This window comes from Mycobacterium sp. (genome assembly GCF_035506235.1).
In the GTDB taxonomy this organism is placed as follows: domain Bacteria; phylum Actinomycetota; class Actinomycetes; order Mycobacteriales; family Mycobacteriaceae; genus Mycobacterium.
Window position 1 is genome coordinate 89,544 of record NZ_DATJPU010000248.1, and the last position, 25,296, is coordinate 114,839.

Below are 25,296 nucleotides of genomic sequence, written 5' to 3' on the forward strand. Positions count from 1 at the left end.
GCCCGAGGTGAGGGAGGCGCGGTGAAAGAGCAGTTGCACTGGCTTGCGATGCACGGCTTCATCCGAGGCGTCGCGGCGTTTGGGGCGCGGCGCGGCGAACCCCAGGCGAGGCTGATCGCCGACCCTACGGTGGCCGCCGATCCGGTGCCGTTCTACGAGCAGCTGAGGGCCCTCGGTCCATTGGTGAAAGGGCGCATCAACTACCTGACGACCGATCACGCGCTGGCCCACGAGTTGCTGCGATCCGACGACTTCCGCGTGGTGAACATGGGCTCGAATCTGCCGGCGCCGCTGCGCTGGCTCGAGCGCCGCAGCCGCGACGACTTTCTGTACCCGCTGCGCGCGCCGTCGCTGCTGGCCGTCGAGCCACCGGACCACACCCGCTACCGCAAGACGGTATCCGCCGTGTTCACGCCCAGGGCGGTCACGGCGCTGCGGGACGGCGTCGAGCAGACCGCGACGAAGCTCTTGGACGAACTGGCCGGCCGGCCCTGCGTGGTCGACGTCGTCGGGCGGTACTGCTCGCAACTTCCGGTCGCGATCATCAGCGACATCCTGGGCGTACCCGAGCGCGACCGGCCGCGCGTGCTGGAGTTCGGCGAACTCGCCGCGCCGAGCCTGGACATCGGATTGCCGTGGTGGCAATACCGAAGGGTGCAGGAAGGGATCGCCGGGTTCAACTTCTGGCTCGCCGACCACCTGGACGGATTGCGGCGGGCGCCGGGCGACGACCTGATGAGCCAGTTGATCCAGACGGCCGAAAGCGGCTCCGCCGAAACGCATCTCGACCGGGCCGAACTGCAGGGGATCGCCGGTTTGGTGTTGGCCGCCGGCTTCGAGACCACGGTGAACCTGCTGGGCAACGGGATTCGCATGTTGCTCGATGCGCCCCAGCATGTGGACACGTTGGGCCGACGTCCAGAGTTGTGGCCCAATGCCGTCGAAGAGATCCTGCGGCTCGACTCTCCGGTGCAGCTCACCGCGCGGGCGGCGCGCAAGGACGTGGCGGTGGCGGGCATGCGGATCAAAGCGGGCGAGTTGGTGGTGATCTATCTGGCCGCGGCCAACCGCGATCCATCGGTGTTTCCCGATCCGCACCGCTTCGACATCGAAAGGGCGAATGCGGGAAGGCATCTCGCTTTCTCCGGGGGCCGTCACTTCTGCCTGGGGGCCGCGCTCGCGCGTGCCGAGGGAGAGGTCGGGTTGCGAACGTTCTTCGATCATTTTCCGCAGGCGCGGGCGGCCGGCACCGGAAGCAGGCGCGACACCCGGGTGCTGCGGGGTTGGTCGACGCTGCCGGTGACCCTGGGGCCGGCACGGTCGATGGCCCCGGTCGACGCTTAGCTCTCTGCCTTCAGCGGCGGCGCCGCCGTCGCCGGCTCGGCCAGTTCCCCCTGCCCGAACAGGCCGCGATGAGCGCGGTGGGGGTCGCGGTCAGGCCGACGAGCGCCAGTCGTCGGAAGGCCTCGCGCCGGGTCAGCAGGCGGTCGACCTGCTCGTCCCGGGTCTCCTCGGAGGCATCGCGCTGCAAGGTCACGTCGCCAAGTATGCGGCAAAGTCGTGAGCGGCACCGAGATTTCCGCACCCGTGGTGGAGGATGTCGCCGGTTGCGCCGTTCATTGCCCGGCGAGGTAGCGGCCGAACCAATCCAGCAGCCGCCGCCACGCGTCGGCCGACGCGTCCGCGTTGTAGCGCGGGCCGGTTTCGTTGAAGAACGCATGGTCGGCGTCGGGCTCGACGACGATCTCGTTGACCAGCCCCGTGCGGTCGAGGGCCGCTTTGGCGGCGGCCTGCGAGCCGGTGACCCGCGAGTCCTGGGCGGCATAGATCGCCAGGACGGCGGCCTTGGATCCGGCAAAGTCAGGGTTGGCCGGCAAGGGACCGTAGAACGGCACCGCCGCCGAGACGCCCAGCGCCCCGGAGGCCAGCAGTTGCCACACCAGTCCCCCGCCGAAGCAGAAGCCGACCACGCCGACCTTCTGCCCGGGCGCGCGCAACTTCAGCTCCGCGACACCGGAATTCAGGTCATGGGTGAACCGTTCGGGCGGAACCTTCGCCAAGGCGGCGGTGGCCTGCGCCGGGTCCTGAAAGGCGCCGGTCCCGCCTTCCTCGGACAGCAGGTCGATGGCCAGCGCCGAATGGCCGGCGCCGGCCAGCCGGCCGGCCACCGACCGCACCCAGTCGTTCAATCCCTTGTTCTCGTGAATGACCAGCACGCACCCCTTGGAATCGGATGCTTGGGCCCATGTACCCTGCAGCGGGCCCTGTGGCCCGGCCCAGGTGATCGGGGCGGTGGGCAGCGTGTTCGCCGCCCCCGGCGGTTGCGTTGAGCCCGCTGGGCTTTCGGCTGCGGTGGGCTGGGGGGAATCGGCTGCCTCGTCGCGCTGGGCGCAGGCCGCAATGAGCTCGCTGGCGGCCGCGGCGCCCATGCCGAGCAGGGCGAGCCGCCTTAAGGTTTCGCGCCGGGTCAGCAGACCGTCGGCGTGGTCGGTGGCAATTTCCTCGGCGATGTAGCGGTTGAGCGCGGTCACCCTCAGCAGTATCCGCCGCTTAACTGTGGTTGACACGCGTTCAGCAACCGGGTTTATTGGCCGCTATGGCTGAAGTCTCTGCGGTTTCTCCGGTCGCGGTCGAGGACGTCGTCGTCGGGATGTGGCAGGCACTATCGCGTCGGGACTGGGATGCGGTCAAGACGTTCCTGGCCGAGGACTGCCTCTACGTCGACATGCCGGTCCCCGCGTTAGCGGCGCGCGGTCCCGAAGACATCGTGAAGCGGCTCAAGATGGGGCTCGAACCGCTGGCCGGCTATGAAAACCACGACGGCGTGCTGGTGTCCAACGGGTCCGACGTCATCTACGAGCACTCGGAGACTTGGACTTTCGCGTCGGGCGAGCAGGGCGTGCTGAGGTTCGTCACGGTCCACAAGGTCGTCTTGCGAGACGGGGAGGCGAAAATCACTGTCTGGAAAGACTATTGGGACTTCAACAGCCTCGTCAGCTTCGCGCCCCCGAACCATTTCGAGAACCTTGCGAAAGCCGACACCAGCTGGGTTTTTGACGCGACAGCCTTGGTCTGACGCGGCCCGTTACAGGCCGTCGGCATCAGATTCGAGACTCGAGCCGTCATGGGAGGCAGTCGCAGTCGCCGCTGGATCGGCCACCATGACAAGCCGGTCAGGGTCGCGCACGAGGGAAAGGAAGACAGCTACTACCGGCAGGGATGTCGATCTCGTAGGAGCTCACTTAATAGCTTGCGGTGGGTTTGTTATAGGCGGCTGCCACTCCCGCAATGGTGTAGGACTTCCTGCATGTGGCTGCCGAGACTGCCCAGCAGTATGCATCACGGTGCCTTCGTGAGTTGGACGCTCACGGTATATGACTGGGGCGCATGGTCGCAGACGGCCCGATTTTGGATGACTTGGACCGTGCCGGCAAGGGTGTTCGGATCCCACGTGTAATGGGTGTTCGCCGCGAGGCCCTCCGTCGTACCGTCGTTACACACGACGTCGCTGACGCTATCAATTGTCCATTGACCATTCACCAGCCTCGCCCGGGCGCCGCCGCCTGCCGCCGGACTCGACATGTCAGCGCATCCATCACCGCAGGGAGTGAAGAACCAATCCTCGGTAAAAGTATGGCCGCCTCGTGTGGGACCGGTAGTGGTCATGATGTAGTGGCCGCTCATCACGGGAGCAGCAGAGGCGGGGCTAGCTGGCTCCAAGGCGACGGCGGCGAAGATGGCGGCTAGGGCAAAACTCCGTGTGACATTCATCGTCTCTAAAGCTCTGGGTTATCCATGTTACCCACGCGGGGTTAAATAGTCGGCCCGGTGAACCGGCCCCCAGCGCGACTACGGGGTCGGCCCACCCTCGGCGGTCCTGCGGCGATACCGATGATGTTGTCGTATGGGTTTACGGCGGGGATGGTACGCCCGAAAGTGCCTGTGCCGCTCGATTATTAACCCGGGTAACAGTCTGGTACGGCGGCTAGAGCGGTCATTACAACACCTTTGCCATGTCGCAGAAGCCGGCAACGCCGGCTCAATAGCCCTGGCCGTCGTCGGCCAAGTAGGTGACTTCGTACCACCGCCTGGGGGATCGAACACCGGTTTCATGCGCCTCGGTCGCGGTTGCCCGCTCCAGGCGAACGTCCGTCAAATGCGGATTCTGCAGGCGGACATAGTCTTCCAGCTCCGCAAGCAGCGCTGCGCCGGTACGAGTCGTGTCCGCGAGCGCCTTTCCCTCATACCTCGTCCAACTCACGCCTTACATCTTGCCCCCGGCCACCAGGCCGCAAGACGCAGGTCTGCAGCTGGATACGGCGACGCGAGCCTGAAGGCCTGCCGCCCCGGAGGGCTCACGGATACAGTGTTGCCGTCGTCGCGGATGGCGGCGGCAAAACGGCTAATGGAGGGCAGCGATGCCGCGGGCGGCGTACGAGCGGATGCGGGCGGCGCACCTGAATGCCGTGCGGGCCGGCCTCGAAGACCACGTCGGACGGCTGGATTGGTCCCGCCAGCAAATCGAGCGTTACCAGACTTGGCGGCTGCGATCCCTGCTCGCCTTCGCACGCGAGCGGTCAGCGTTTCACGCCCGGCGGCTGCGGGGCCTCGACCCCTCCCGCGCCACGGTCGCCGAACTGGCGTCGCTTCCGATGATGACCAAGCAGGACGCCCGGGAGCAGTGGGACGACATCGTCACCTCACCCGGCCTCCACCGCGCCCGCGCCGAGCGGATTCTCGCTGAGCAGCAATGGTTTTCGTACACCGCGGAAGGTCAGCAGATCTTCAGCTCGGGCGGCTCCAGCGGGGTGCGCGGCGTCTATGTGTGGGATTGGCAGTTCTTCGTCTCGGCGGCGTGCCTGGCGTGGCGAACTCAGGCGCGAGAGGAGCTGCACGGGGGCAAGGCTTCGCCTCCCGCGCGGCTCGCCGTGCTGGAGGCCGGCGTTCCGCCGCACGCCAGCACGCCGTTGTTCGACGTGCCGACCGCCCCGGGCATGGAGACGGTGGGGATCGCCGCGGGTGGGCCGTTCGGGCAGGTGCTTGCCGCGGTGGCGGCCGCCCAACCCACGCATCTGGTGGGCTATCCGTCGGTGATCGGGCGGCTTGCCCGCGCCGCCGCGGCCGGCGAACTTCGGATCGCGCCGGTGCGCGTGAGCACCAACTCCGAGCCGCTGCTCGACGAGGACCGGCGGGCGATCCGCGAGGCGTGGGACGCCCCGATCCACAACCTGTGGGGTTCCACCGAAATCGGCGTCCAGGCGGTGGGCTGCGGGTGCGGCCAGGGACTGCACGTCTGCGAGGACGAAGTGGTCCTCGAGCGCGTCGACGATGGCGGCAACCCGGTCGGGCCCGACGAGCCGGCGGCGCGCACGCTGGCCACCGGGCTGGCCAACCGGACCTTCCCGTTCATCCGCTACGACCTCGGCGATCAGGTCACGCCGCTGCCGGGCGACTGCGCCTGCGGCAGCGCCTTCGCACGCGTCGCCGACATCGGTGGGCGCCGCGACGACGACTTCCGTTACGGCGCAACGACGGTGCCGGCGATCGCGTTTCGTCACCTCCTGGGCACCGATCCCCGCATCTCCGAATACCAGGTCGTCCAGACCGGCACGGGCGCCGACATCGTCGTCGTCGGCGATCCGAACCTCGAGAACCTGGCCGCGTCGCTGGTCGCCGCGCTGCGCCGGCACGGGTTACCCGAGCCGTCGATCCGAATCCGGGTGGCCGACCGCCTGCAGCGCCATCAGGCCAGCGGGAAACTGCGGAGGTTCGTGCCGCTCTAATGCGGGCGGTTGCTACTCGGCGAGCCGGTGGTCGAGGGCCTCTTCCCTGGCGCAGCAGAGCATCCGCTCGCTCAGGTGGATCAGCGGGTCCTCATGCCCGCCGGGCATGGTATAGGCCAACCGGCGTAACTCTACGGCGAACTCATACAAATTCCGGCTCAGCGACGCGACGGTCATAAGGCGGCTACTACAAGTGATGTTGCACGGGACAACACGTCCCCCAAATCTCCCCGGTTGGTGACGGTCGTGCGTGGTGACGTGGCCCGATTCGTCAAGATGAGCGTAAACGCTGCCGCCGCTTACTCACAATAGAAGTTGTGAAGACCGTCGTGACAACTTTGCGGCCCGGGCGCTAGTACCCATAGCCCCCGCGCGAGCAGACGTAAAGGTCCCCGCACGCACGGCGTGTCGGGGCTTTCGCGTGTGCTCGCGCAGGCTTGGCTACGACTCGGCCAGCCGCTTGAGGCACTTCAGGGTCTGCGACAGGTTGCGGCCCACCTGACGCACGGCGATGCGGTCGGCGATGTAGCCGACCAAGCCGCCGGGCGCCTGGTACGACAGCCGGAACGTCACCTTCGTCCTGCCCTCCGTGGTGTCGCGCAGCCGCATCCGCCCACGCAGGGTCACACCGGTGATGCCCACCCACGCCAGGTCGCGGCGGTCGTCGAATTCGACCACCTCGATCAGGCCGCCGACCGGCACCGAGCCGATCTTCCAGTGCACCGTGTAGCGCGCGCCCACGCCGGGGGGCTCGTCGTTCGACGACTCCCACCGCTCGAGGCTCGTCATGAACGACGGGTAGCAGTCGGGGTCGCTGACGATCTTCCAGACCGCGTCGCGGTCGGCTTTGATCATGCAGCGGCGTTCGACGCGCATCAGCCGATCACCGGGAATCGGCGTTCGGCGGCCAGCCGGTCGACGCCGCCCTGCAGGCTGCCGATCACCTTGTCGTGCACGGCCTGGTCGTCACCGTCGACCTCGATCGGGTCCTGCACCTCGATGACGATCTTCGTCGGCAGCGGAATGTGCCCCGCCAGGTCGCTGATGTTGAGGCCCCAGGGCAGCGCGAGCGATATCGGGATGCTCTTGAGCCGAAGCAACTTGTCCGCCATCAGCAGCTTGGCCAACCACTGCCCGCGGTTGAGGAACAGCGCGCTTTCCTGGCCGCCGACGCTGGCGACGGGGACGATCGGCACGCCCGCCTCGCGGGCCAGCCGCACGTAGCCCATGCGGCCGCCGAAGTCGACCTTGTGGCGTTCCCACGATGGTCGGAAGACCTCGTAGTCACCGCCCGGATAGACCAGCAGCGCCGCCCCGGAATCCAGTGCCAGCCGGGCGTTTTCGGGGTTGGCGGCGACGGTGCCGAACTTGCGCAACCAGCCCAGCGGTGGCGCCGAGACCACGAGGTTGTGGGCCAACTGGTAGAAGGGCCGCTCGACACCGAAGTAGGAGCAGAACGCGAGCGTGAAGACGAAGGTGTCCGGGGGCACGTTGCCGCCGCTGTGGTTGCCGACCAGGAGCACCGGTCCCTCCGGGGGGATCCGGTCCAGGCCCCGCACGTCGGCCCGGAAGTACAGCGACGCCAGCAGCCAGGTCCCGGGCAGCTGGTCGCGGATGTAGTCGGGATCGCGTTGATCGAGGTCGGCTTTGGGAACCCGCGACACCACCTGGTTGCGGGCCCACTCCACGACGTCCCCCACGGTCGCCATAATCGCGGGTATACCCCGGTGTCACCCGGTGTCAAACGCCGTAGATGCGGGCGGCGTTGCGGTGGGTGATCAGGTCGACCACCCGGATGGCGTCGTCCTCGCTCCAGTCCCCGGCGGCGACGAATTCGCGCAGCACGCGGTGAATACCCTTGCGCCACAGCGCAGCGCCGAGAAAGTGCAATTCCGCGGGGCCATACCCGTCCGACGAATAGAGGAGCTTGCCGAAGGGTGCCAGCTCGAGGAGCCGGGCGATGAACGCCGGGGCGCGCGCACCCAGATGGTTCACGCTCAATCCGCCGTCGAGGTAGACGTTGTTGAAGGCCTGCGCCAGATATCCGGCCTCGCGCTCGTAGGGATAACAGTGCAGCAGCACGACGGGCGTGTCGCCGGACTGCCGCAGGAAGTCGAGCAGCAACAGCGGGTTGGCCTGGTGCAGGTCGCAGTCGCGGTCACCGAAGCCGACGTGGAACTGCAGTGGCTTGCCGAGCCGCAACGCCTGGTGCAGCCCGAAGCGCAGCAGCACCCGATCCCGCAACCGGGTGCCGCCGCGGTCGCGCCACCGGGCGGCGGCCTCGGCGATCTGCGGCGCCGACGGCTCGCTCAGGTCTCCGTCGAACCCGCCGCGGTAGGCCAGGATGGACTTGGTGCCCACCGCGGTGGCCGCGCGCCGGTGCAGGATCTCCTCGAACGCCGAGGCGTAGTCGCCCGGCGCCCGCGCGGCCTGCTCGGCCACCTGCTCGAGGCGGACGACCTCGCGGGCGCGGTTGCCGGACAGCTCCGCCATTTCGGCGGTGCCGGCCGTGTGTTCGCCGATTCCCGTGTCGACCAGCCAGTCGCTCACCTTCGCGGCCGGCAGGAACAGCCGCGCCAGCTCGGTCTCGCCGAGTTGCCGCCGTCGTTCCCAGTAGTCCTGTGGCTCAACGTGTTTCGGTAGTCCCAGGATCGGCGCGCAATGCGCGCGCACGGCGAAACCCAGCTGGGAGTCGAAACCCGAGTCCACCAGCGGTTCGGTGTTGGCCTCGTTGAGGGCATTCTCGAATCGTCGCCGGTCCCCCGCCGTCAACCAGCAGCCGTGGGCGTGCTGGTCGATCAGGGCCACGCCGTCGATGTGCTGTGCCAACGCGGACGGGCCGGACACCATGGCGGGCCCCGTCACAGGCTCCATGCCATGCGAAACTTGTCCGCCAGTTGCTCCGGACCCAGGGCGCCATAGCGTTCCTGCTCCAGGCGGCGGACCGCGACCACCATGTCGACCACGGCGTCGCCCAGGATGCCGCGCAGCAGCGCGGAACGATCAAGCGCGGCAAGGGCTTCCGATTGAAACTCGGACAGGCGCACGACGCCGGCGTCATCGCGGTCCGAATTCGACAGCTTCGCCGGGTCCACCGTGATCTCAGGCGGTAGCGCCGCCCGGCGCTTGATCCCGTCCAGTGCGAGGCCGAGGATCGCCGCCGTCGCCAGGTAGGGGTTGGCCGACGGGTCGACGATTTTGACTTCGACGTTGCCGCCGCGCGGCGCGCCGGGACCCCCCTTGACGAATCGCACCGCCGCCTCACGGTTCTCGGTGCCCCAGCACGCATAGGCACCGGCCCAGTTGCCGGGCAGCATGCGCAGGCCGGACACGATAGATCCGCACAGGACGCCCTGGGCTTCGGGCAGCCCGCCGATGACCCCCGCGACGGCGCTCTCCCCTTCCGGTGTCATGCCCGCCCGGCCGGTGCCGTCGGAGAACAGCGGCCCCTCTTCCGTCACAAGCGAAAAGTGTTGGTGCGCACCGGATCCGACGCTGCCCGCGAATGGTGCAGGTGACAGGCTGACGCGCAGCCCGTGCCGGCGGGCGGCCCGCCCGATGATGAGCCGGGTCAAGGCCAGCTGATCGGCGGCGGCCACCGGCGGCAGCGGCGACAGCGAGATCTCGAACTGGTTGGCCCCGTACTCCGGGTGGAACTGCTCGATCCCGACGCCGGCGGCCGTGGCCGCGGCGTTGACGTCGCGCACGAACGCCTCGTGTTCGAGCACGCCCACCAGGCCGTACTGCGCCCACAGCACGGCGGGCAGCCCGCCACCGTCGGGGCCGACCAGAAGAAATTCGATCTCGTGGCCGATCGCCGCGTCGAGCCCGGCATCCTCGAGCGCGACCTCGATCCGGCCCAGCGTCCCCCGGGCGCAGGCCGCAACCGGGGTGCCGTCCTGCTCGAAAAACGATGCGGGCGCCCAGGCCAGCCCGTCGCCGATCATCCGCAGGGCCGCCAGGTCGAGGCGCAGGCGCTGATCGCCGACGACCCCGACGCCGTCGGTGAACGCGATGCCGCTCTGGTCGATGGCGAAGGCATGCCACGACGGGCTGGCGCCCAGGCCGGGATCGGCGAACGTGTTGGTTTTCCGGATGGGGACCGTCTTGGCTTGCGTGAGGCCGGCGGCGTTCACGACCGTGCCGATGACCGTGTCGACGCCTTCGGCCTCCAGTTGGGCGATCGCGGCGGCGGCGAGCGGGGTGGCTGTCATGGAGTCATTCTGCAGCCTGGGCAAGCCCGATCAGTTCTGGCGGCCGACCAACTCGGCGACGAACCGATCGATGAAGCCGTCCAGCGGCGCCCTACCCGCCGGGCGGATGACGAACTTCGTCAGCCCCGCCTCGATGTAGGCGTCGAGCTGCCGGTGCAGCTGATCCCAGCCGGCGGCGATCAGCGCGCCGGGATCGACCCCCGGACGACGCCGGCGGGCCGCCGCGGCCAGCTCCGGGGGCAACTCGCCGTCCGCGACCGCGAGCGAAATGCCGAAGTGATCCGGCTCGATCCGGCGTCCCGCGTGCGCGGCGGCCCGCTCGATCGCCTCGCGCCCCGCGCGCGCCTCGGCCGGGGTGAGGAAGCTGCCCAGCCAGCCGTCGGCCAGCGCGCCGATGCGCCGAAACGCCGCGGGCGCCGAGCCGCCCAGCCAGATGTCCAGTGGGGGCACGGGCCGCGGAGCGACCGCCGCCCCGCTGACGGTGAAATACCGGCCACGGTAGGTGGCCGCGTCGTCGACGAGAGCCGAGCGCAGCACTCGCAGCGACTCGTCGAACACCGCCGCGCGCTCCCCGTCGGGGACCACGAACACCTCGCGTTCCGCCGGTATCGCCGAGCGCAACCCGAACACCGGCAGGACCCGCTTGGGCGCGACGGCCGCCAGCGACGCCAGCTGTTTGGCCACCAGCACCGGATGCCGACCCGGCAGCACGGCCACCGACGTGCCCGCCTTCAACCGGGTCGTCCGCGCCAAGGTGTAGGCCATGCCGACGACCGGATCGACCGCCGGGGAGTAGACCAGCTCGGAAAACCACAGCGAGTCGACCCCGTTGCTCTCCAGGTGATCGACGATGCCGGCGAGCTGATCGGGAGCGGTGTCGGCGCCGAGCCCGACGCCGAAGCGAATCTTCACGGGTAGCGCAACGCGGCGGTGCTGCCGTTTGTGCCCGCGCCGAGCCTAGGCGCGGCTGGGCAGGGTGAGCTTGCAGGCCTGGCCGATGTCGAGGGTCCGGAGCATCCGTCCCATGCCGACCCACAGCGCGCAGGACATGGCGAGGTCGGCGAGCAGCTCCTCGGAGAAGTGCTCGTTGCAGCGGCTCCAGAAGTCCTCGTCGTCACGCAGCTTGGTGTGCTCGGTGCCGAAGCGGTGCGCGAATTCGGCGGCCAGGCGCTCCTGTTCGCTGTACCCCGGCCAGGTGCGCCATTCGAGCGCGTGCTCGTAGAGCTCTTCGTCCACCCCGGCGGCGGGGCCGTCGGCGTCGCGGGTGTTCATGCACACGGTGCATTCGTTGTCGTGGGCGATCACGGCCCGGGCCAGCTCGCGGGTGCGCATCGCCAGCCGGTTCTTGGTGTAGACGGCCTGGCTGAAGTTGGCGATCGCGCCGCCGAGGTCGGGCGACTTGGCGGCCCACCCGTAGATGTCGTCGTCAGCGAACGTTCCGATTCGGCTCATGGCGAGATGGTACGCCCGGCCCCCGCGCCCGCCGTCTTGATGGCCACGGTCGGGTGTTCGTCGTGCCAATCGCGTTGGTGCAGCACTCGATGCGCGACGCGTTCGAGGGCGGCCTGTACCTGACGCAGGTCGGGCCGGCCCTGGAAGCTGGGTGACCGGGCCAGCTTGTCGGCAAGCCAGGCCAGCAGCAGCGAATGCACGTATTCGACCTGCTGCGTTCCGGCGGGGGTCAGCCACAACTCGTCGCCGTCGCCCTGCGCGTACCCGGCGGCAATCAGCCGGGAGAAGGTGGGCTCCAGCACCTCGAACGGGATCCGCAAGTGTTCGCCCATGTCGGTGAGCCGCGCCGCCCCGTACATCTGGCGGTAGCGGTTGATGCGCAGGACACCCCACAACCCGGCGACGTCGAGCCGGCAGTCGGGTCGCATCGCGATGCTGCGCAGGCGCATGCCGGGCTCGCTGCGCAGCATGCGTGCGATGGCCGCCTCCAGCATCTGGTCGGGTGTCTCGCTGTTGGGCATCCCGAACGCATCGCCGAGATCGACTGTGCTGTCGTGGATGTCGCGGAGTGGGACCTCCCGCAGGAACAGCGCCAAGACGAACCCGACCAGCGCGACCGGGACCGCCCAGAGGAAGACCTGGGTGAGCGAGTCGGCGTAGGCGGCCACGATCGGGGCCGCCGCCGTATGCGGCAGCCGGTGCAAGGCCTCCGGTGAGGCGGCGGCCGCCGCCGGCGCGCGGCTCGCCGCCATGGCCGGACCGATCCGGCTGAGCAGGAAGTTGGTGAACAGCGACCCGAAAATCGCCGCGCCGAACGAACTTCCGATCGTCCGGAAAAAAGTGACCCCCGAGGTGGCGACGCCCAGGTCGTCGAAGCTCGAGGTGTTCTGCACGATCAGGACCAGGGTCTGCATGCACATCCCGATCCCCGCGCCGAGGATGACCAGGAACAGCGACTGCGGTCAGCTCGGTGGCCGCGATACGCATTGCGCCGAGTACAGCTCCTCGCCCAGCTTTTCCATCAACTCCAACTGGGTCTCTAGGTAGTCGACGTGCTTTTCCTCGTCGGCGACGATCTTCTCCAGAATGATCGCGCTGGTGCTGTCCTGCTTCTCCCGGCACATGATGATTCCCGGCTTGAGCCGGTCCAGCACCTCGTATTCGATGGCCAGGTCGGCCTCGAACTGCTCGCGCAGCGTCTGGCCGATGCGCACCGAGAAGAGGCGCTGGTAGTTGGGCAAGCCGTCGAGCAGCAAGATGCGATCGGTGATCTCCTCGGCGTGCCGCATCTCGTCGAAGGACTCTTCGCGGGTCTTCTGGGCCAGCTCGGTAAAGCCCCAGTTGTCCTGCATCTTCGAATGCAGGAAGTACTGGTTGATCGCGGTGAGCTCGCTGGTCAGCTGCTCGTTGAGCAGGCGTAGAACGTCCGGATCACCTTGCATGCTCGCTCCTACGATGTGAAGGCTGCTGGGCTTTCTGGCACTTTGCCATGCCGATTTCGAATCTGCCAGCAAGGTATGGCTGTGCTCAGTGTGTGTCGCGGGAATGAGCTACATCACTCGCGGTTAGGTTAGACTTCACTAATCTACTTAGGTTAGACTCCACTAACATGCGGGTTGCTCGCTCGGCCTACGTCTGCCCCCCGGGGGTGTGCTGATGTACGTATGCCTCTGTGTCGGGGCGACTAACCAGACCGTGTCCGACGCCGTCGCGCGGGGCGCGTCGACGTCGAAAGAGGTGGCCGAAGCGTGCGGGGCCGGCGGCGACTGCGGACGCTGCAGGCGCACGCTGCGCGCGATCATCGCGGCCTCGCGCCAGTTCGAGCCCGCTCAATAGCGTCTGGGCGCGGGGTCAGCGCCGGTTGGTGAAATCGGCCAGGGCTGCGGCGTTGGCCTGGGCGCCCATCAGTTCGGCGAAGTGAGCGTTCTCGCGCGCGCTCGCCGCGGCGATCTCGGGGCGTATCGGCTCCATCATCGCGTGCTTGACGGCCATCAGGCTCGAAATCGGCCGGGCGGCAAGGACTTCGGCGTGCCGACGGGCCTCGGGCAGCAGATCCTCCGGATCACAGACCCGCCAGACCAAACCCATCCGCAACGCCTCGTCGGCGTCGACCCATTCCGACGACATCAACAGCCACGCGGCGTTTTGTCGGCCCACCAGCTGCGGCAGCAGGTATGACGAGGCGGCCTCGGGGGCCACGCCCAGGCTGGTGAACGGGCACTTCAGGCGGGCCGCCGAGGACATGAACGTCAGGTCGGCGTAGCCGAGGATGGTGGCGCCGATCCCCACGCCGACGCCGTTGACGGCGCAGATCAGCGGCTTGGGGAGGGCGCTGAGCGCGTCGATCAGGCCGGTGAAGCCGTGCCTTCCCGGGGCGAAGTTCGGGTCGGTGATGCGGGCCTGCATCTCGGCGAGATCGGTGCCGGCGCTGAAGCCGCGGCCCGCGCCCGTCAGCAGGACGACGGCGACCTCCGGATCGTCGGCGGCCGCGAGCAACGCGTCGGCCGTCGCGTCATAGAGGGCTTCGTTGAATGCGTTGAGCGCCTCGGGCCGGTTCAGCGTGAGGGTGCGCACCCGGTTCTCGTCGTCGATCTGCAGCGTCACGGCTGCCAACCTACCGGCGAGCAGACGCAAAAGCCCCCCAAAATGGGCCAATTTGGGGGCTTTTGCGTCTGCTCGCCGCTCACCCGTTGCTGTAGACGCGGGTCGGGGCGATCAGCACCACCGCGCGGCGCTCCTTGGCCATGACGCGGTCGTATTCGTCCCAGTCGTCGTGGCTGCCGCCCGCGGCGGTGAAGACCTCGCGCAGCAGGAGCCGCAACTGGTCGGCGTCCTTCAGCCAGGGCTGCGCGTCGTCCGGGCCGGCCAGCTCCGCGCGGCCCTCGACCGTCGCCCACTGCCATCCGTTGCGGAAGGTGACGGCCAGCTGGGGCCTGGCCCGCAGGTTGGCCAGCTTGACCTTGCCGTAAGTGGTGAACCCCAGGGCCGGCTCACCCGTCGCCGGGTGCGGCAGCAGGCCGACGTTGACCAGTGAGGCCTGCACCGTCGCGTCGGCGCGAACGGTGGAGACCACGGCCAGGCCGTTGTCCGCGGCGGCCAGCGCCACGGCGTCGCGCAGTGTGGTCATGCGGGTCCCTCAATCCTTGAACGGCGTCCTGAAGACGTAACGGCTGGTGGGCACGGTGTCGATGTTCTGGTTGGCACCGAACGCCGCTGTGCTGGCGACCATCCGGCTTATCCGGTTTTGCAGATCGTTGTCGTCGGCGGCACCGAAGAACGCCTTCAGATCGGTGATCGCCTCCGCGGGGAACAACTCCTCGACGATCCCGGCGATTCCCGGCGCGTCCGGGGTGAGGGTGCGTACCACACAGTTCTGGGTGTAGCCGAACGTCGACTGCGTCTCGATGGCGACCGACGTGTGGTCACGCTGCCAGCGGGTCAGCCACGTCGCCAGGTCCAGCTCGGCGGGCCGGCGCAGCAACGCGACGTTAGCCAGACCCGTTGTGCGACAACCCGATTCGGTTGCCGGCGCGACGAGCGGGACCGACTCGGTCACCAGGTAGGCGGCAAGCCGTTCGCATTCGGCCTCCAGCAACCTCAGCGCGGCCGCCGTTTGGTCGCCGTAGCACTGTTGGGTCCACAGGCTCACCACCGCGGCCACCGGCGGGTCCAGCGTCGTGAGCGTCATCAGCGAGTGGCGCACCGCGTCGTCGCGGACGTTGACGGACAGCCCGGGCACGCCCAGCTCCAACAGCGCGTCGGCGACCGGACCGCGTTGCCGGGCGCACCAGTCGTCGTTCGAATCGGCACGCATCAGCACCGCGATGACTTTTTCCATGCGCCGAACTTACCGCCGGAGCGCGGCTATTTAACGGGCCGTACCTGGTGTTCCCGGCCGATCACGGTGCCGATCGTCGCGGCCAGCCGGCGATAGGACTCGTCGCGACCGCTCGAGGAACGAAACACCAGGCCGATCCGTCGTCCCGGGCGGGGCGTCGCGAACTGCGCGAGCCCGAGCCGGCTCCTGGCGGCCTCCACCTTCACCGCGCTCTGCGGAATGAGGGTCGCCCCCAATCCGCCCGTCACGCACTGCACCGCCGTCGCCAGCGACGCCGCACGGGTGTCGGCGAGCTCCTCGCGCACGCCGGCCTTGTGGCAGACGTCGAGCGCCTGGTCGCGCAGGCAGTGGCCTTCGTCCAGCAACAGCAGCGGCAGCTCGGCGAGCGCCGTCGCCGGCACCCCGCGCTTGCCCGACAGCGGGTGCCCGGGTGGCAGCGCGAGCACGAAATCCTCGTCATAGATCGGGATCGCGGTCATCCCGGCGGCCTCCGGGGCGGGCAACGCGATCAGCGCGGCATCCACCGACCCCTCGCGCAGCAGCCGCAGCAGCCGGTCGGTTTGGTCCTCGATCACCCGCAGCGTCAGCGACGGCAGTTGCTCGGCCAGGCCGGCCAGCACCGTCGGCAGGATATAGGGCGCCACGGTGGGAATCAGCCCCAGCCGCACGCCGGCCTGCAAAGGGTCGGACGCGCCCGCGGCGGCGGCGGTGAACGCGTCGACGGCCTCGACGACAGCCTGCGCCCGCGGCAGGAGCTGCGCGCCCTCCGCCGTCAAGAAGACACGCCGTGTCGACCTCTCGATCAGCTGGGTGCCGAGGCCGGCCTCGAGCGCCGCCAGCGCCTGGGACAACGTCGACTGGCTCACACCGAGAGTTGTTGCGGCGCTGCTGAAATGCTGCTTTTCGGCCACCGCGACGAACGCGCGAAGCCCCGCGAGGGTGGGCTGATAGGTCTTATCGGACATAGCTATAAGTATAGTGCGATATATCACCTTTACTTCAAATCAACCGCGCGGCATCATGGGTGACAGGCAGCTAATCTTGAGTGATTCCAGATAAGGAGCGACATGTCCCTGCTGACCATCGGCGACCAGTTCCCCGCCTACCAACTCACCGCGTTGATCGGCGGCGACCTGTCGAAGGTCGACGCCAAGCAGCCCGGCGCCTACTTCACCACCATCAACAACGAGGACCACCCCGGCAGGTGGCGCGTGGTTTTCTTCTGGCCCAAGGACTTTACCTTCGTGTGCCCGACGGAGATCGCGGCGTTCGGCAAGCTCAACGACGAGTTCGAGGACCGCGACGCGCAGATCCTCGGTGTCTCGATCGACAGCGAGTTCGTGCACTTCCAGTGGCGCGCCCAGCACGAGGACCTGAAGAAGTTGCCGTTTCCGATGCTGTCGGACATCAAGCGCGAGCTCGCGCTGGCCACCGGCGTGCTCAACGACGAGGGCGTGGCGGACCGGGTGACCTTCATCGTCGATCCGCATAACGAAATCCAATTCGTCTCGGCGACCGCCGGATCCGTGGGGCGTAATGTCGACGAGGTGCTGCGGGTCCTCGACGCGCTGCAATCCGACGAGCTGTGCGCCTGCAACTGGCGCAAGGGCGACCCGACCATCGACGCCGGCGAGTTGCTCAAGGCTTCCGCTTAGGAGGGGGATATGAGCGTAGAAAACCTCAAGGCCGCACTGCCCGAGTTCGCCAAGGACCTCAAGCTCAACCTGGGATCGATCACCCGCAGCGGCGAGCTGAACGAGGAGCAGCTCTGGGGCACGCTGCTCGCCGGCGCCGCGGCCACGCGGAATGCCCAGGTGCTGGCCGAGATCGGCGCGGAGGCGGCCGACCACTTGTCGGCCGAGGCGTACCAGGCGGCACTGGGAGCCGCGTCCATCATGGCCATGAACAACGTGTTCTACCGTGGCCGAGGCTTCCTCAACGGCGCCTACGACGACCTGCGGGCCGGGCTGCGGATGAACTTCATCGCCAATCCGGGCGTGGCGAAGGCGAACTTCGAGCTGTGGTGCTTCGCGGTGTCGTCGATCAACGGGTGCCCCGATTGCGTGGCCTCTCACGAGCGCACGCTGCGCGAGGCGGGGGTGAGCCGGGAGACCCTCCTCGAGGCGCTGAAGGCCGCCGCGATCGTCTCCGGTGTGGCGCAAGCGATGATCGCCGCCCAGACGCCGGCCGCCGTCGGGTGATCGCGGCGCCGTGACCGCACCAGCATGGATCGAACACGCCATTTGGTGGCAGGTCTACCCGCTCGGATTCGTGGGCGCGTATCCGCAGGCATCGGGGTCGGAGCCGCCGCGGCCGGATGAACACCGGCTGCGGCGGCTCGTCGACTGGTTCGACCACGCCATCGCGCTGGGGGCCTCCGGGGTCGCCCTGGGACCGATCTTCGCCTCGCGCACTCACGGTTACGACACCACCGACCACTACCGTATCGATCCCCGGCTCGGCGACGACGCCGACTTCGACTACCTCGTCACCGAGGCCCACCGCCGCGGCCTGCGCGTCCTGCTCGACGGCGTGTTCAACCACGTCGGCGTGGACTTCGCGCGTTACCGGGAGGCGCCCGACGATAAGGCATCGGCGCGCTGGTTTCGGGGACGCCCCGGTCACTTCCACACGTTCGAGGGCCACTCGGAGCTCATCACCCTCAACCACGACAACCCCGAGGTCATCGACTACACCGTGGACGTGATGGCGCACTGGCTGGGGCGGGGGGCCAACGGCTGGCGCTTGGACGCGGCCTACGTTGTGCCGCAACAATTCTGGGCGTCGACGCTGCCAAGGGTGCGCGAGCGGTCCCCGGATGCCTGGTTCGTCGGCGAGCTCATCCATGGCGACTACGCCGCGGTGGTGAAGGCGGCGAGGTTCGACTCGGCCACCCAATACGAGCTGTGGAAGGCGATCTGGAGCGGCCTCAACGACGGCAACTTCTTCGAGCTGGACTGGGCGCTGCAGCGGCACAACGCGTTTCTGGCCAGCTTCGCCCCCATGACGTTCATCGGCAATCACGACGTCACCCGCATCGCCAGCCGGCTGGAGCGGCCCGAACACGTGGCCCACGCGCTGGTGATCCTGCTGACGGTCGGCGGTGTGCCCAGCGTGTATGCCGGCGACGAACTCGGGTTCCGCGGCGTCAAGGAGGAGCGGTACGGCGGCGACGACGCGGTGCGCCCCGAGTTCTGCTCTCCCCCACTGGAACTGGATGCGTTCGGCACAGAGATGTGGGCGTTGCACCAGTTCCTCGTTGGGCTGCGTCGCCGCCACCCATGGCTGCATGCGGCATCGACCACCGCGTTGCGGCTAGAAAATCGCCACTACCTCTACGAGACCCGCAACGGCGACGACGCGCTGCTGGTCGCGCTCAACATCGACGACGAGCCGCTGCGCCTGGTGCTGTCGGAGTTCGGCACGGCACGCGGGCAGGTCGTCGGCGGATCGGCGGCCCCGCCATCGGAGGTGGTGGACACCGTGGTCGTGGAACCGCACGGCTGGCGGATCCTAACCCCGGTCTAAGCGCGCCAGCGTCAGCTCGTCCTGACGGCCGCCGTAGTACCGGTCGAGCAGCGCGACGAAGTCCTCGTTGTCCTCGGTGGCGCGGGAGAACAGCGTCATCGACGAACAGAGCTTGAGGTCATCGGGCGAGCCGAAGACCTCCGCGATCGAACGGCCCTGCACCCGGTTGACCAGCCGAGTGCATTCTCGCAGCCGCGGCCCGAGCACGTCATGCCGGAGGTAGGCGCGCGCTTCCTCGAGCGAGGAGATGCCGTAGTGGACGGCCGCCGGGCTGCTGCCCAGGCCGCGAAGTTGCGGGAAGACGAACCACATCCAGTGACTGCGCTTTCGCCCGCCGCGCAACTCCTCGACCACGGTGCGGTAGGCCGGGGCCTGCGCGTCCACGAAGCGCTGCAAGTCGAAGGGGTCGCTCGCCATGCGACTACGGTTGCACACTATGGAATCCAAAAGGCGGGAGGCCGTCAAACGACGAGTGCCCAAGGTGCGTGACCTCGCGCCGCTGATCCAGTTCAAACGACCGCAGTTCGACGCGACCAAGCGCCGCCTCGACGCCGCGTTCACCATCGAAGACCTGCGGCGCATCGCCAAGCGCCGCACGCCCAGGGCGGCGTTCGACTACACCGACGGCGCCGCCGAGGACGAGCTGTCCATCGAGCGGGCCCGACAAGCGTTCCGCGACATCGAGTTTCACCCGACGATCCTGCGCGACGTCACCAACGTGACCGCCGGCTGGAGCGTCCTGGGTCAGCCGGTCGCCCTGCCGTTCGGGATAGCGCCGACGGGATTCACCCGGTTGATGCATACCGAGGGCGAGATCGCCGGCGCGGCGGCGGCGGCCAGGGCCGGGATCCCGTTCTCGCTTTCCACCCTGGGCACCACCGCGATCGAAGACCTGGTCACCGCTGTCCCCCAGGGCCGCAAATGGTTTCAGCTGTACATGTGGCGAGACCGCGACCGGTCGATGGCGCTGGTGCAGCGCGCGGCCGACGCGGGCTTCGACACGCTGCTCGCCACGGTCGACGTCCCGGTCGCCGGCGCGCGGCTGCGCGACAACCGCAACGGGATGACGATCCCGCCGACGCTGACCCTGCGCACCGTCCTGGACGCGCTGCCCCACCCGAAGTGGTGGTTCGACCTGTTGACCACCGAGCCGCTGGCCTTCGCGTCGCTGGATCGCTGGCCGGGCACCGTCGGCGAATACCTCAGCACGATGTTCGACCCCAGCCTCACCTTCGATGACTTGGAGTGGATCAAGGCGCAATGGTCCGGCAAGCTGGTCGTCAAGGGGATCCAGACGCTCGACGACGCCCGCGCCGTCGTCGATCGCGGCGTCGACGGCATCGTGTTGTCCAATCACGGTGGGCGCCAGCTGGATCGGGCCCCGGTGCCCTTCCACCTGTTGCCCACGGTCGCGCGTGAGCTGGGCAAGCACACCGAGATCCTGGTGGACACCGGGATCATGTCGGGCGCCGACATCGTGGCGGCGATCGCGTTGGGGGCCCGGTGCACGCTGATCGGGCGGGCCTACCTCTATGGGCTGATGGCCGGTGGTGAGGCGGGCGTGACCCGCGCGATCGAAATCCTGCAGGGCGGGGTGATGCGGACGATGGCGCTGCTCGGCGTCACCTGCCTACAGGAGCTTTCGCCCAGGCACGTGACGCAACTGCGGCGTGCGGAGCCCGTTGGGTAGGCCGCCGGGCGGGACTACTGCAGACGCGCGACCTGTTCGGTGCGGTTGCGCACCAGGTCGTTGAAGGCCTGCCCCGGTCCGATGTTGTCGAAGAGCCGCGGCGGGTAGTGGGTGACATACATGGTGCGGCGGCCGCCGGCGCCCGTCGGGCGCGGTGAGGCGTGCATGAGGTCCTGGATGTGGACGGTGACGTCGCCCGGTGCGGTGTCGATGCTCACCACCGGCACCTGCTGCAGCCGCTGTTCCCACCGGTAATGGATGGCTTGACCGTGGCTTCCGGGAACGACCTGCAGGTTGCCGGTCGACGGGTCCGAGCCCGTGAGTTGAATGCCGACGCTGGCCGCGGGGCACATGATGGCGTGTCCGCCCATGCCACAGTCCTGATGCCAGGGGATGTTGGACAGCCCGCTGGTGTTCCCCGGCGCTTTGAGCAACACCGCGCTGCCCTCCATCCGGTCGGGGGCCGCGCGCAGCGCGGGGTCGATGAGGGTGCCGAGCCGCCGCACCCGGGGATCGTTTTCCAGGGCGGCCAGAACCGGCGAGCGCAACGTCGCGTAGACCAGTCGGCACAGCACACCCGTGCCGTCTTCGGCGGTGGCCCACCAGGACTGGTCGTCGCCGGGGCGGGCTTGCGCCGCAAGGCGGTCGACCTCGCGGTTGGCGGCCTGCATCTCGTCGGGGCCGAAGACTCCCCTGACGTGCAGGTAGCCCATCGTCCGTAGCTGGGCCGCCAATTCGTCGTCGCCGGCTGCGAGCGTGAAGACCGCGCGTGGGTCGCGCCCCTGCAGGTCGGCGCGGGCCGGATCGTACGGCGGGATGCCGGCATGCAGATACCGCAGGATCGGATCCCAGTCGGCCAGCTGCTCGAATCCGCCCCGCTCGAAGAGGAGGTCGTTGCTGAGCAACAGGTTGATGACCGTGCGGACCTGGTTCACCATGTCGTCCCAGGCCTGGCGGGAGAGGCGCACGACGGCGGGGCCGTCGTCCCGGCCCTCGTCGACGCGGATCGTCGGCCCGTCGACGGCGTAGGTGATGGCGTCGTCGCCGACGCGGAACGTGATCGCACCGGCGCGTGCGACATCCCGGGCCCCGGATTCGAGGATGTCCGGGTCGAGAAAGTGCGGGGCCGGGCGCGTCAGCGGCACGTGCCGATTGTCGCAGAACGCCGATGCGGCGATGTGATAGCCACCACAATCCGCCGCGGAACCGCTGGGGGTGGGGCCCCGCCGGGGAACAAACCGGCGCCGGGCTGGGTTAAGCGCATCAGACTCAACTTTTGGAGGATTGATGGCTGAAGCCAAGTCGGTGCCTGTGTTGTTCACGGACACCATCGTGCTGCCCGGCATGGTCGTGCCGATCGCGCTCGACGACGCCGCGCGGGCGGCGATCGACGCCGCGAAGGCCAGCGAATCGGGGCAGCTGCTGATCGCGCCGCGACTCGAGGACCGCTACCCCTCGCACGGTGTGATCGCGAAGATCCTGCAGGTAGGACGGATCGCCGGCGGTGGCACCGCCGCCGTCGTGCGCGGCGAGCGCAGGGCGCAGATCGGGGCGGGCGCGTCCGGTCCCGGCGCGGCGCTGTGGGTGGAGGTGACCGACGTCCCGGCGCCCGAGGTGACCGACGAGGTCAAGGCGCTGGCGGCCGAGTACAAGAAGCTGCTGCTGGCCATGCTGCAGCGGCGTGAGGCGTGGGAGATCGTCGACTACGTCAACGGGCTGACCGATCCCTCGGCGCTGGCGGACACCTCCGGCTACGCGTCGTACCTGACGAACGTGCAGAAGCGGCAGCTGCTCGAGACTGTTGACGTCGCCGAGCGGCTGCGCGTGCTGGTCGACTGGACCAGCAGCCACCTGGCCGAGGTCGAGGTCAACGACAAGATCGCCGAGGACGTCCGCGAGGGCATGGAGAAGACGCAGAAGGAGTTCCTGCTGCGCCAGCAGCTCGCGGCCATCCGCAAGGAGCTGGGCGAGGGCGAACCGGACGGGTCCGACGATTACCGCGCCCGCGTCGAGGCCGCCGACCTGCCCGAAAAGGTGCGCGAGGCCGCGCTGCGCGAGGTCGGCAAGCTGGAACGCGCCAGCGACCAGAGCCCGGAAAGCGGCTGGATCCGCACCTGGCTCGACACCGTGCTCGACCTGCCCTGGAACGTGCGCACCGAGGACTCCACGGACCTGAAGGCCGCGCGGGAAATCCTGGACGCCGACCACCACGGGCTGGACGACGTCAAAGACCGCATCGTCGAATACCTGGCCGTGCGCACCCGTCGGGCCCAGCGCGGGCTGCAGGTCGTCGGCGGGCGCGGTTCCGGCGCCGTGATGGTGCTGGCCGGCCCCCCCGGGGTCGGCAAGACGTCGCTGGGCGAGAGCGTGGCCCGGGCGCTGGGCCGCAAGTTCGTGCGCGTCGCTTTGGGCGGTGTGCGCGACGAGGCCGAGATCCGCGGGCACCGGCGCACCTACGTGGGCGCGCTGCCGGGCCGGATCGTGCGGGCCATCGGCGAGGCGGGGTCGATGAACCCCGTCGTGCTGCTCGACGAGATCGACAAGGTTGGTTCCGACTACCGTGGCGATCCCTCGGCTGCCCTGCTCGAGGTGCTGGACCCGGCGCAGAACCACACGTTCCGCGACCACTACCTGGACCTGGATCTCGACCTGTCCGATGTGGTGTTCCTGGCCACCGCGAACGTGATCGAGAACATCCCGTCGGCGTTGCTGGACCGCATGGAGCTGGTGCAGATCGACGGCTACACCGAGGACGACAAGGTCGCCATCGCCCGCGACTACCTGCTGCCGCGGCAGCGGGAGCGGGCGGCGCTGACCGACGACGAGGTCGTCGTCACCGACGCCGCGCTGCGCAAGGTCGCCGCCGACTACACCCGCGAGCCGGGGGTGCGGCAGTTCGAGCGGCTGCTGGCCAAAGCGCTGCGCAAGGTGACCACCAAGCTGGCCGAGAGCCCCGAGCCGATCACCGTCGACGAGCCGGACCTGGTTGACTACCTTGGCCGTCCGAGGTTCACGCCGGAATCGGCCGAACGCACCGCGGTGCCCGGCGTGGCCACCGGCCTGGCCGTCACCGGCCTGGGTGGCGACGTGCTCTACATCGAGGCCGGAGCCACCGACGGCGAGCCCGGTCTGCAATTGACCGGTCAGCTGGGTGACGTGATGAAGGAGTCGGCGCAGATCGCGCTGTCCTACGTCCGCTCGCACGCCGACGCGTTGGGCGTCGACCCCAAGGCGCTGGACCGGCGCATCCACGTGCACGTGCCCGCCGGCGCGGTGCCCAAGGACGGCCCGTCGGCCGGCGTCACGATGGTGACCGCGCTGGTGTCGATGGCGACCGGGCGCCAGGTGCGCTCCGACGTCGGCATGACCGGCGAGGTCACGCTGAACGGCCGGGTGCTGCCGATCGGCGGCGTCAAGCAGAAGCTGCTGGCGGCCCAACGTGCGGGCCTGTCAACGGTTTTCATCCCGTCGCGCAACGAGCCCGATCTCGACGACGTTCCTGCCGAGGTGCTCGGCGCGCTGGAGGTGAAGCCGATGACCGACGTCGCCGACATCGTCGCGCAGGCGCTGGAACCGGTGCCGCAGGCCGCGACCGTCGCGGCCTAGGAGCCTGCTGATCGCTGGTCGACTGGCCGGGACGGCTGGGAATAAATCGTCGCGATCGCGTTTTCGGTTCGGCCGGCCCGGGTAGCCGGGAGGTCGGGGGTGATCCCTCGCAGCCCGAAAATGGGAGCTGCGATAACTGAACAACGACGTCAACGCTGTTGCGCTGCCTGCGTGGCAGCCAACCCGCTCGACGAGGGAGTTCACATGAAGCTCAACAAGATGGCGGCAACCGCTGCGATGGCAGGCGCTCTCGGATCCGCGGCGCTCGGGATCGGGGCCGGTTTCGCGCAAGCCGATCCGAACGGTCCGAACATGCCGGGGCCGGGCCCGAATGTGCCGGGTCCGAACGTGCCGGGCGCGAACGTGCCGGGCCCGAATGGGCCGGGGCAGGGGCCGGTGCCGGGGCAGCCCATTTGTAACGGTGGGCCGGGCGTCAACTGCAACCAGCCGGGCAGTCCGCTTCCGCCCGGACAGGGCGGCGCGCCGCCGCCGGGACACTACAACGACCCGGGCAGCTACGGGCTCCCGGCAACCTGGGTGCCGCCGGTTGGTGACCCCGACGGGACCCAACTTCCGGTCGTATTCAACCCGCAGGTGGGCCAGTGGGGCGTCAACACGTCTGCCGGTTTCCAGGCGTACACGCCTGCGGGCGGGGCCGGAGGCCAGGTGAACGGCGGCGCCGGAACGCCCGGAACCCCCCGCTAAAACCGGGACCCAAAGCCGCAATGCGACAGCCGCCCCCGACATTGGGGGCGGCTGTTGCCGTTGCGCGTGACATCGGCAGAAGGGTCGGCGTTGAATAACAGCATGAGTCTGAAACGGCGATTCGTGCACAGAGTTCAACGGCTTGTAGTCAACCCGGTGGGCCGGAAGTTGCCGGTGACCATGCTCGAAACCACGGGCCGCAAGAGCGGGCAGCCGCGGCGCACGGCGGTCGGCGGAAGCGTGGTGGACAACCAATTCTGGATGGTCTCCGAGCACGGCGACCACTCGGACTACGTCTACAACATCAAGGCCAACCCAGCGGTGCGGGTACGCGTCAATGGTCAGTGGCGCAATGGCACTGCGCATCTGCTGCCTGACGATGACCCGCGGCAACGGCTGCGGAGCTTACCCCGACTCAACAGCGCAGGAGTGCGGACGATGGGCAGCGACCTGCTGACCATCCGGGTCGACCTGGACTGA

At 68.7% G+C, this 25,296-nt stretch carries 27 protein-coding genes and 1 pseudogene; 11 read left to right on the forward strand and 17 right to left on the reverse strand.

Annotation, left to right across the window (positions count from 1 at the left end; all coding sequences use genetic code 11):
* Window positions 1-21: 21 nt before the first annotated feature.
* A complete protein-coding gene (locus VMD50_RS22650; protein WP_325430926.1) occupies window positions 22-1,344 on the forward strand; it encodes a cytochrome P450 in 1,323 nt (440 codons plus the stop codon).
* Between the two features lie 10 nt (window positions 1,345-1,354).
* Here VMD50_RS22650 and VMD50_RS22655 read toward each other — a convergent pair whose 3' ends face one another.
* The gene (locus VMD50_RS22655; protein ID WP_325430928.1) at window positions 1,355-1,537 is read right to left on the reverse strand and encodes a hypothetical protein; all 183 of its coding nucleotides are present in this window, start codon (window positions 1,535-1,537) and stop codon (window positions 1,355-1,357) included.
* Between the two features lie 79 nt (window positions 1,538-1,616).
* Complete coding sequence (locus tag VMD50_RS22660; protein WP_325430930.1) at window positions 1,617-2,531, reverse strand: dienelactone hydrolase family protein; 915 nt, start codon at window positions 2,529-2,531, stop codon at window positions 1,617-1,619.
* A gap of 65 nt (window positions 2,532-2,596) precedes the next feature.
* On the opposite strand from VMD50_RS22660, the gene VMD50_RS22665 reads away from it, so the two are divergent.
* Window positions 2,597-3,076, forward strand: coding sequence for a nuclear transport factor 2 family protein (locus VMD50_RS22665; RefSeq protein WP_325430932.1), 480 nt, complete (start codon window positions 2,597-2,599; stop codon window positions 3,074-3,076).
* A gap of 963 nt (window positions 3,077-4,039) precedes the next feature.
* On the opposite strand, the gene VMD50_RS22670 is transcribed toward VMD50_RS22665, so the two are convergent.
* Entirely contained in the window at window positions 4,040-4,261 is a 222-nt protein-coding gene (locus VMD50_RS22670) for a hypothetical protein (RefSeq protein WP_325430934.1), read from the reverse strand.
* A 157-nt stretch (window positions 4,262-4,418) separates the two neighbouring features.
* Between VMD50_RS22670 and VMD50_RS22675 the strand changes: the two genes are divergently transcribed.
* Complete coding sequence (locus tag VMD50_RS22675) at window positions 4,419-5,783, forward strand: phenylacetate--CoA ligase family protein (protein ID WP_325430936.1); 1,365 nt, start codon at window positions 4,419-4,421, stop codon at window positions 5,781-5,783.
* Window positions 5,784-6,224: 441 nt separating this feature from the next.
* Here the strand turns inward: VMD50_RS22675 and VMD50_RS22680 are convergent, their stop codons facing one another.
* The 8 genes and pseudogenes from VMD50_RS22680 to bfr form a co-directional block, all read right to left on the reverse strand.
* Entirely contained in the window at window positions 6,225-6,659 is a 435-nt protein-coding gene (locus VMD50_RS22680; RefSeq protein ID WP_325430938.1) for an SRPBCC family protein, read from the reverse strand.
* Window positions 6,659-7,492: a lysophospholipid acyltransferase family protein gene (locus VMD50_RS22685; protein WP_325430940.1), complete on the reverse strand. Its 834-nt coding sequence runs from the start codon at window positions 7,490-7,492 to the stop codon at window positions 6,659-6,661. Before VMD50_RS22685 ends, VMD50_RS22680 begins: the two co-directional genes overlap by 1 nt.
* A gap of 31 nt (window positions 7,493-7,523) precedes the next feature.
* A complete protein-coding gene (locus VMD50_RS22690; protein ID WP_325431110.1) occupies window positions 7,524-8,633 on the reverse strand; it encodes an amidohydrolase family protein in 1,110 nt (369 codons plus the stop codon).
* 11 nt (window positions 8,634-8,644) lie between these two features.
* Window positions 8,645-9,997 carry a glutamine synthetase family protein gene (locus VMD50_RS22695; protein WP_325430942.1) on the reverse strand — a complete coding sequence of 451 codons (1,353 nt, stop codon included), beginning with the start codon at window positions 9,995-9,997 and terminating at the stop codon, window positions 8,645-8,647.
* 30 nt (window positions 9,998-10,027) lie between these two features.
* Window positions 10,028-10,909: a TIGR03854 family LLM class F420-dependent oxidoreductase gene (locus VMD50_RS22700; protein WP_325430944.1), complete on the reverse strand. Its 882-nt coding sequence runs from the start codon at window positions 10,907-10,909 to the stop codon at window positions 10,028-10,030.
* 45 nt (window positions 10,910-10,954) lie between these two features.
* Window positions 10,955-11,449 carry a carboxymuconolactone decarboxylase family protein gene (locus VMD50_RS22705; protein ID WP_325430946.1) on the reverse strand — a complete coding sequence of 165 codons (495 nt, stop codon included), beginning with the start codon at window positions 11,447-11,449 and terminating at the stop codon, window positions 10,955-10,957.
* Window positions 11,446-12,408, reverse strand: a pseudogene (locus VMD50_RS22710) (MFS transporter); the annotation flags it as partial. The pseudogene VMD50_RS22710 and the gene VMD50_RS22705, both read right to left, overlap by 4 nt.
* Window positions 12,409-12,411: 3 nt before the next feature.
* Entirely contained in the window at window positions 12,412-12,891 is a 480-nt protein-coding gene (bfr, locus tag VMD50_RS22715; protein ID WP_325430948.1) for a bacterioferritin, read from the reverse strand.
* Window positions 12,892-13,105: 214 nt separating this feature from the next.
* Here bfr and VMD50_RS22720 point away from each other — a divergent pair, with 214 nt between their 5' ends.
* A complete protein-coding gene (locus tag VMD50_RS22720; RefSeq protein WP_066932927.1) occupies window positions 13,106-13,285 on the forward strand; it encodes a (2Fe-2S)-binding protein in 180 nt (59 codons plus the stop codon).
* Between the two features lie 15 nt (window positions 13,286-13,300).
* On the opposite strand, the gene VMD50_RS22725 is transcribed toward VMD50_RS22720, so the two are convergent.
* From VMD50_RS22725 to VMD50_RS22740, 4 genes are all read right to left on the reverse strand, one after another.
* Window positions 13,301-14,053, reverse strand: a complete 753-nt coding sequence (locus VMD50_RS22725) for an enoyl-CoA hydratase/isomerase family protein (protein WP_325430952.1) — start codon at window positions 14,051-14,053, stop codon at window positions 13,301-13,303.
* 79 nt (window positions 14,054-14,132) lie between these two features.
* A complete protein-coding gene (locus VMD50_RS22730; protein ID WP_325430954.1) occupies window positions 14,133-14,576 on the reverse strand; it encodes a TIGR03618 family F420-dependent PPOX class oxidoreductase in 444 nt (147 codons plus the stop codon).
* 9 nt (window positions 14,577-14,585) lie between these two features.
* Window positions 14,586-15,287, reverse strand: a complete 702-nt coding sequence (locus VMD50_RS22735) for a hypothetical protein (RefSeq protein WP_325430956.1) — start codon at window positions 15,285-15,287, stop codon at window positions 14,586-14,588.
* Window positions 15,288-15,313: 26 nt separating this feature from the next.
* Window positions 15,314-16,252 carry a hydrogen peroxide-inducible genes activator gene (locus VMD50_RS22740; RefSeq protein ID WP_325430958.1) on the reverse strand — a complete coding sequence of 313 codons (939 nt, stop codon included), beginning with the start codon at window positions 16,250-16,252 and terminating at the stop codon, window positions 15,314-15,316.
* A 102-nt stretch (window positions 16,253-16,354) separates the two neighbouring features.
* Here VMD50_RS22740 and VMD50_RS22745 point away from each other — a divergent pair, with 102 nt between their 5' ends.
* From VMD50_RS22745 to VMD50_RS22755, 3 genes are read left to right on the forward strand one after another with little or no spacing between them, the layout of a single operon-like run.
* Window positions 16,355-16,942, forward strand: coding sequence for a peroxiredoxin (locus VMD50_RS22745; RefSeq protein WP_325430960.1), 588 nt, complete (start codon window positions 16,355-16,357; stop codon window positions 16,940-16,942).
* Window positions 16,943-16,951: 9 nt separating this feature from the next.
* Window positions 16,952-17,488, forward strand: coding sequence for an alkylhydroperoxidase, AhpD family (gene ahpD, locus VMD50_RS22750; protein WP_325430962.1), 537 nt, complete (start codon window positions 16,952-16,954; stop codon window positions 17,486-17,488).
* A 10-nt stretch (window positions 17,489-17,498) separates the two neighbouring features.
* Window positions 17,499-18,815: an alpha-amylase family protein gene (locus VMD50_RS22755; RefSeq protein ID WP_325430964.1), complete on the forward strand. Its 1,317-nt coding sequence runs from the start codon at window positions 17,499-17,501 to the stop codon at window positions 18,813-18,815.
* On the opposite strand, the gene VMD50_RS22760 is transcribed toward VMD50_RS22755, so the two are convergent.
* Window positions 18,801-19,232, reverse strand: coding sequence for a DUF1810 domain-containing protein (locus VMD50_RS22760; protein ID WP_325430966.1), 432 nt, complete (start codon window positions 19,230-19,232; stop codon window positions 18,801-18,803). The two genes, VMD50_RS22755 and VMD50_RS22760, sit on opposite strands and share 15 nt — an antisense overlap.
* A 19-nt stretch (window positions 19,233-19,251) precedes the next feature.
* Here VMD50_RS22760 and VMD50_RS22765 point away from each other — a divergent pair, with 19 nt between their 5' ends.
* Window positions 19,252-20,505, forward strand: a complete 1,254-nt coding sequence (locus VMD50_RS22765) for an alpha-hydroxy acid oxidase (RefSeq protein ID WP_325430968.1) — start codon at window positions 19,252-19,254, stop codon at window positions 20,503-20,505.
* Window positions 20,506-20,519: 14 nt separating this feature from the next.
* On the opposite strand, the gene VMD50_RS22770 is transcribed toward VMD50_RS22765, so the two are convergent.
* Window positions 20,520-21,650: a phytanoyl-CoA dioxygenase family protein gene (locus VMD50_RS22770; protein ID WP_325430970.1), complete on the reverse strand. Its 1,131-nt coding sequence runs from the start codon at window positions 21,648-21,650 to the stop codon at window positions 20,520-20,522.
* Between the two features lie 142 nt (window positions 21,651-21,792).
* On the opposite strand from VMD50_RS22770, the gene lon reads away from it, so the two are divergent.
* From lon to VMD50_RS22785, 3 genes are all read left to right on the forward strand, one after another.
* The gene (gene lon / locus VMD50_RS22775) at window positions 21,793-24,111 is read left to right on the forward strand and encodes an endopeptidase La (RefSeq protein WP_325430972.1); all 2,319 of its coding nucleotides are present in this window, start codon (window positions 21,793-21,795) and stop codon (window positions 24,109-24,111) included.
* 204 nt (window positions 24,112-24,315) lie between these two features.
* A complete protein-coding gene (locus tag VMD50_RS22780) occupies window positions 24,316-24,816 on the forward strand; it encodes a hypothetical protein (RefSeq protein WP_325430974.1) in 501 nt (166 codons plus the stop codon).
* A gap of 90 nt (window positions 24,817-24,906) precedes the next feature.
* Entirely contained in the window at window positions 24,907-25,296 is a 390-nt protein-coding gene (locus VMD50_RS22785) for a nitroreductase family deazaflavin-dependent oxidoreductase (RefSeq protein WP_325431112.1), read from the forward strand.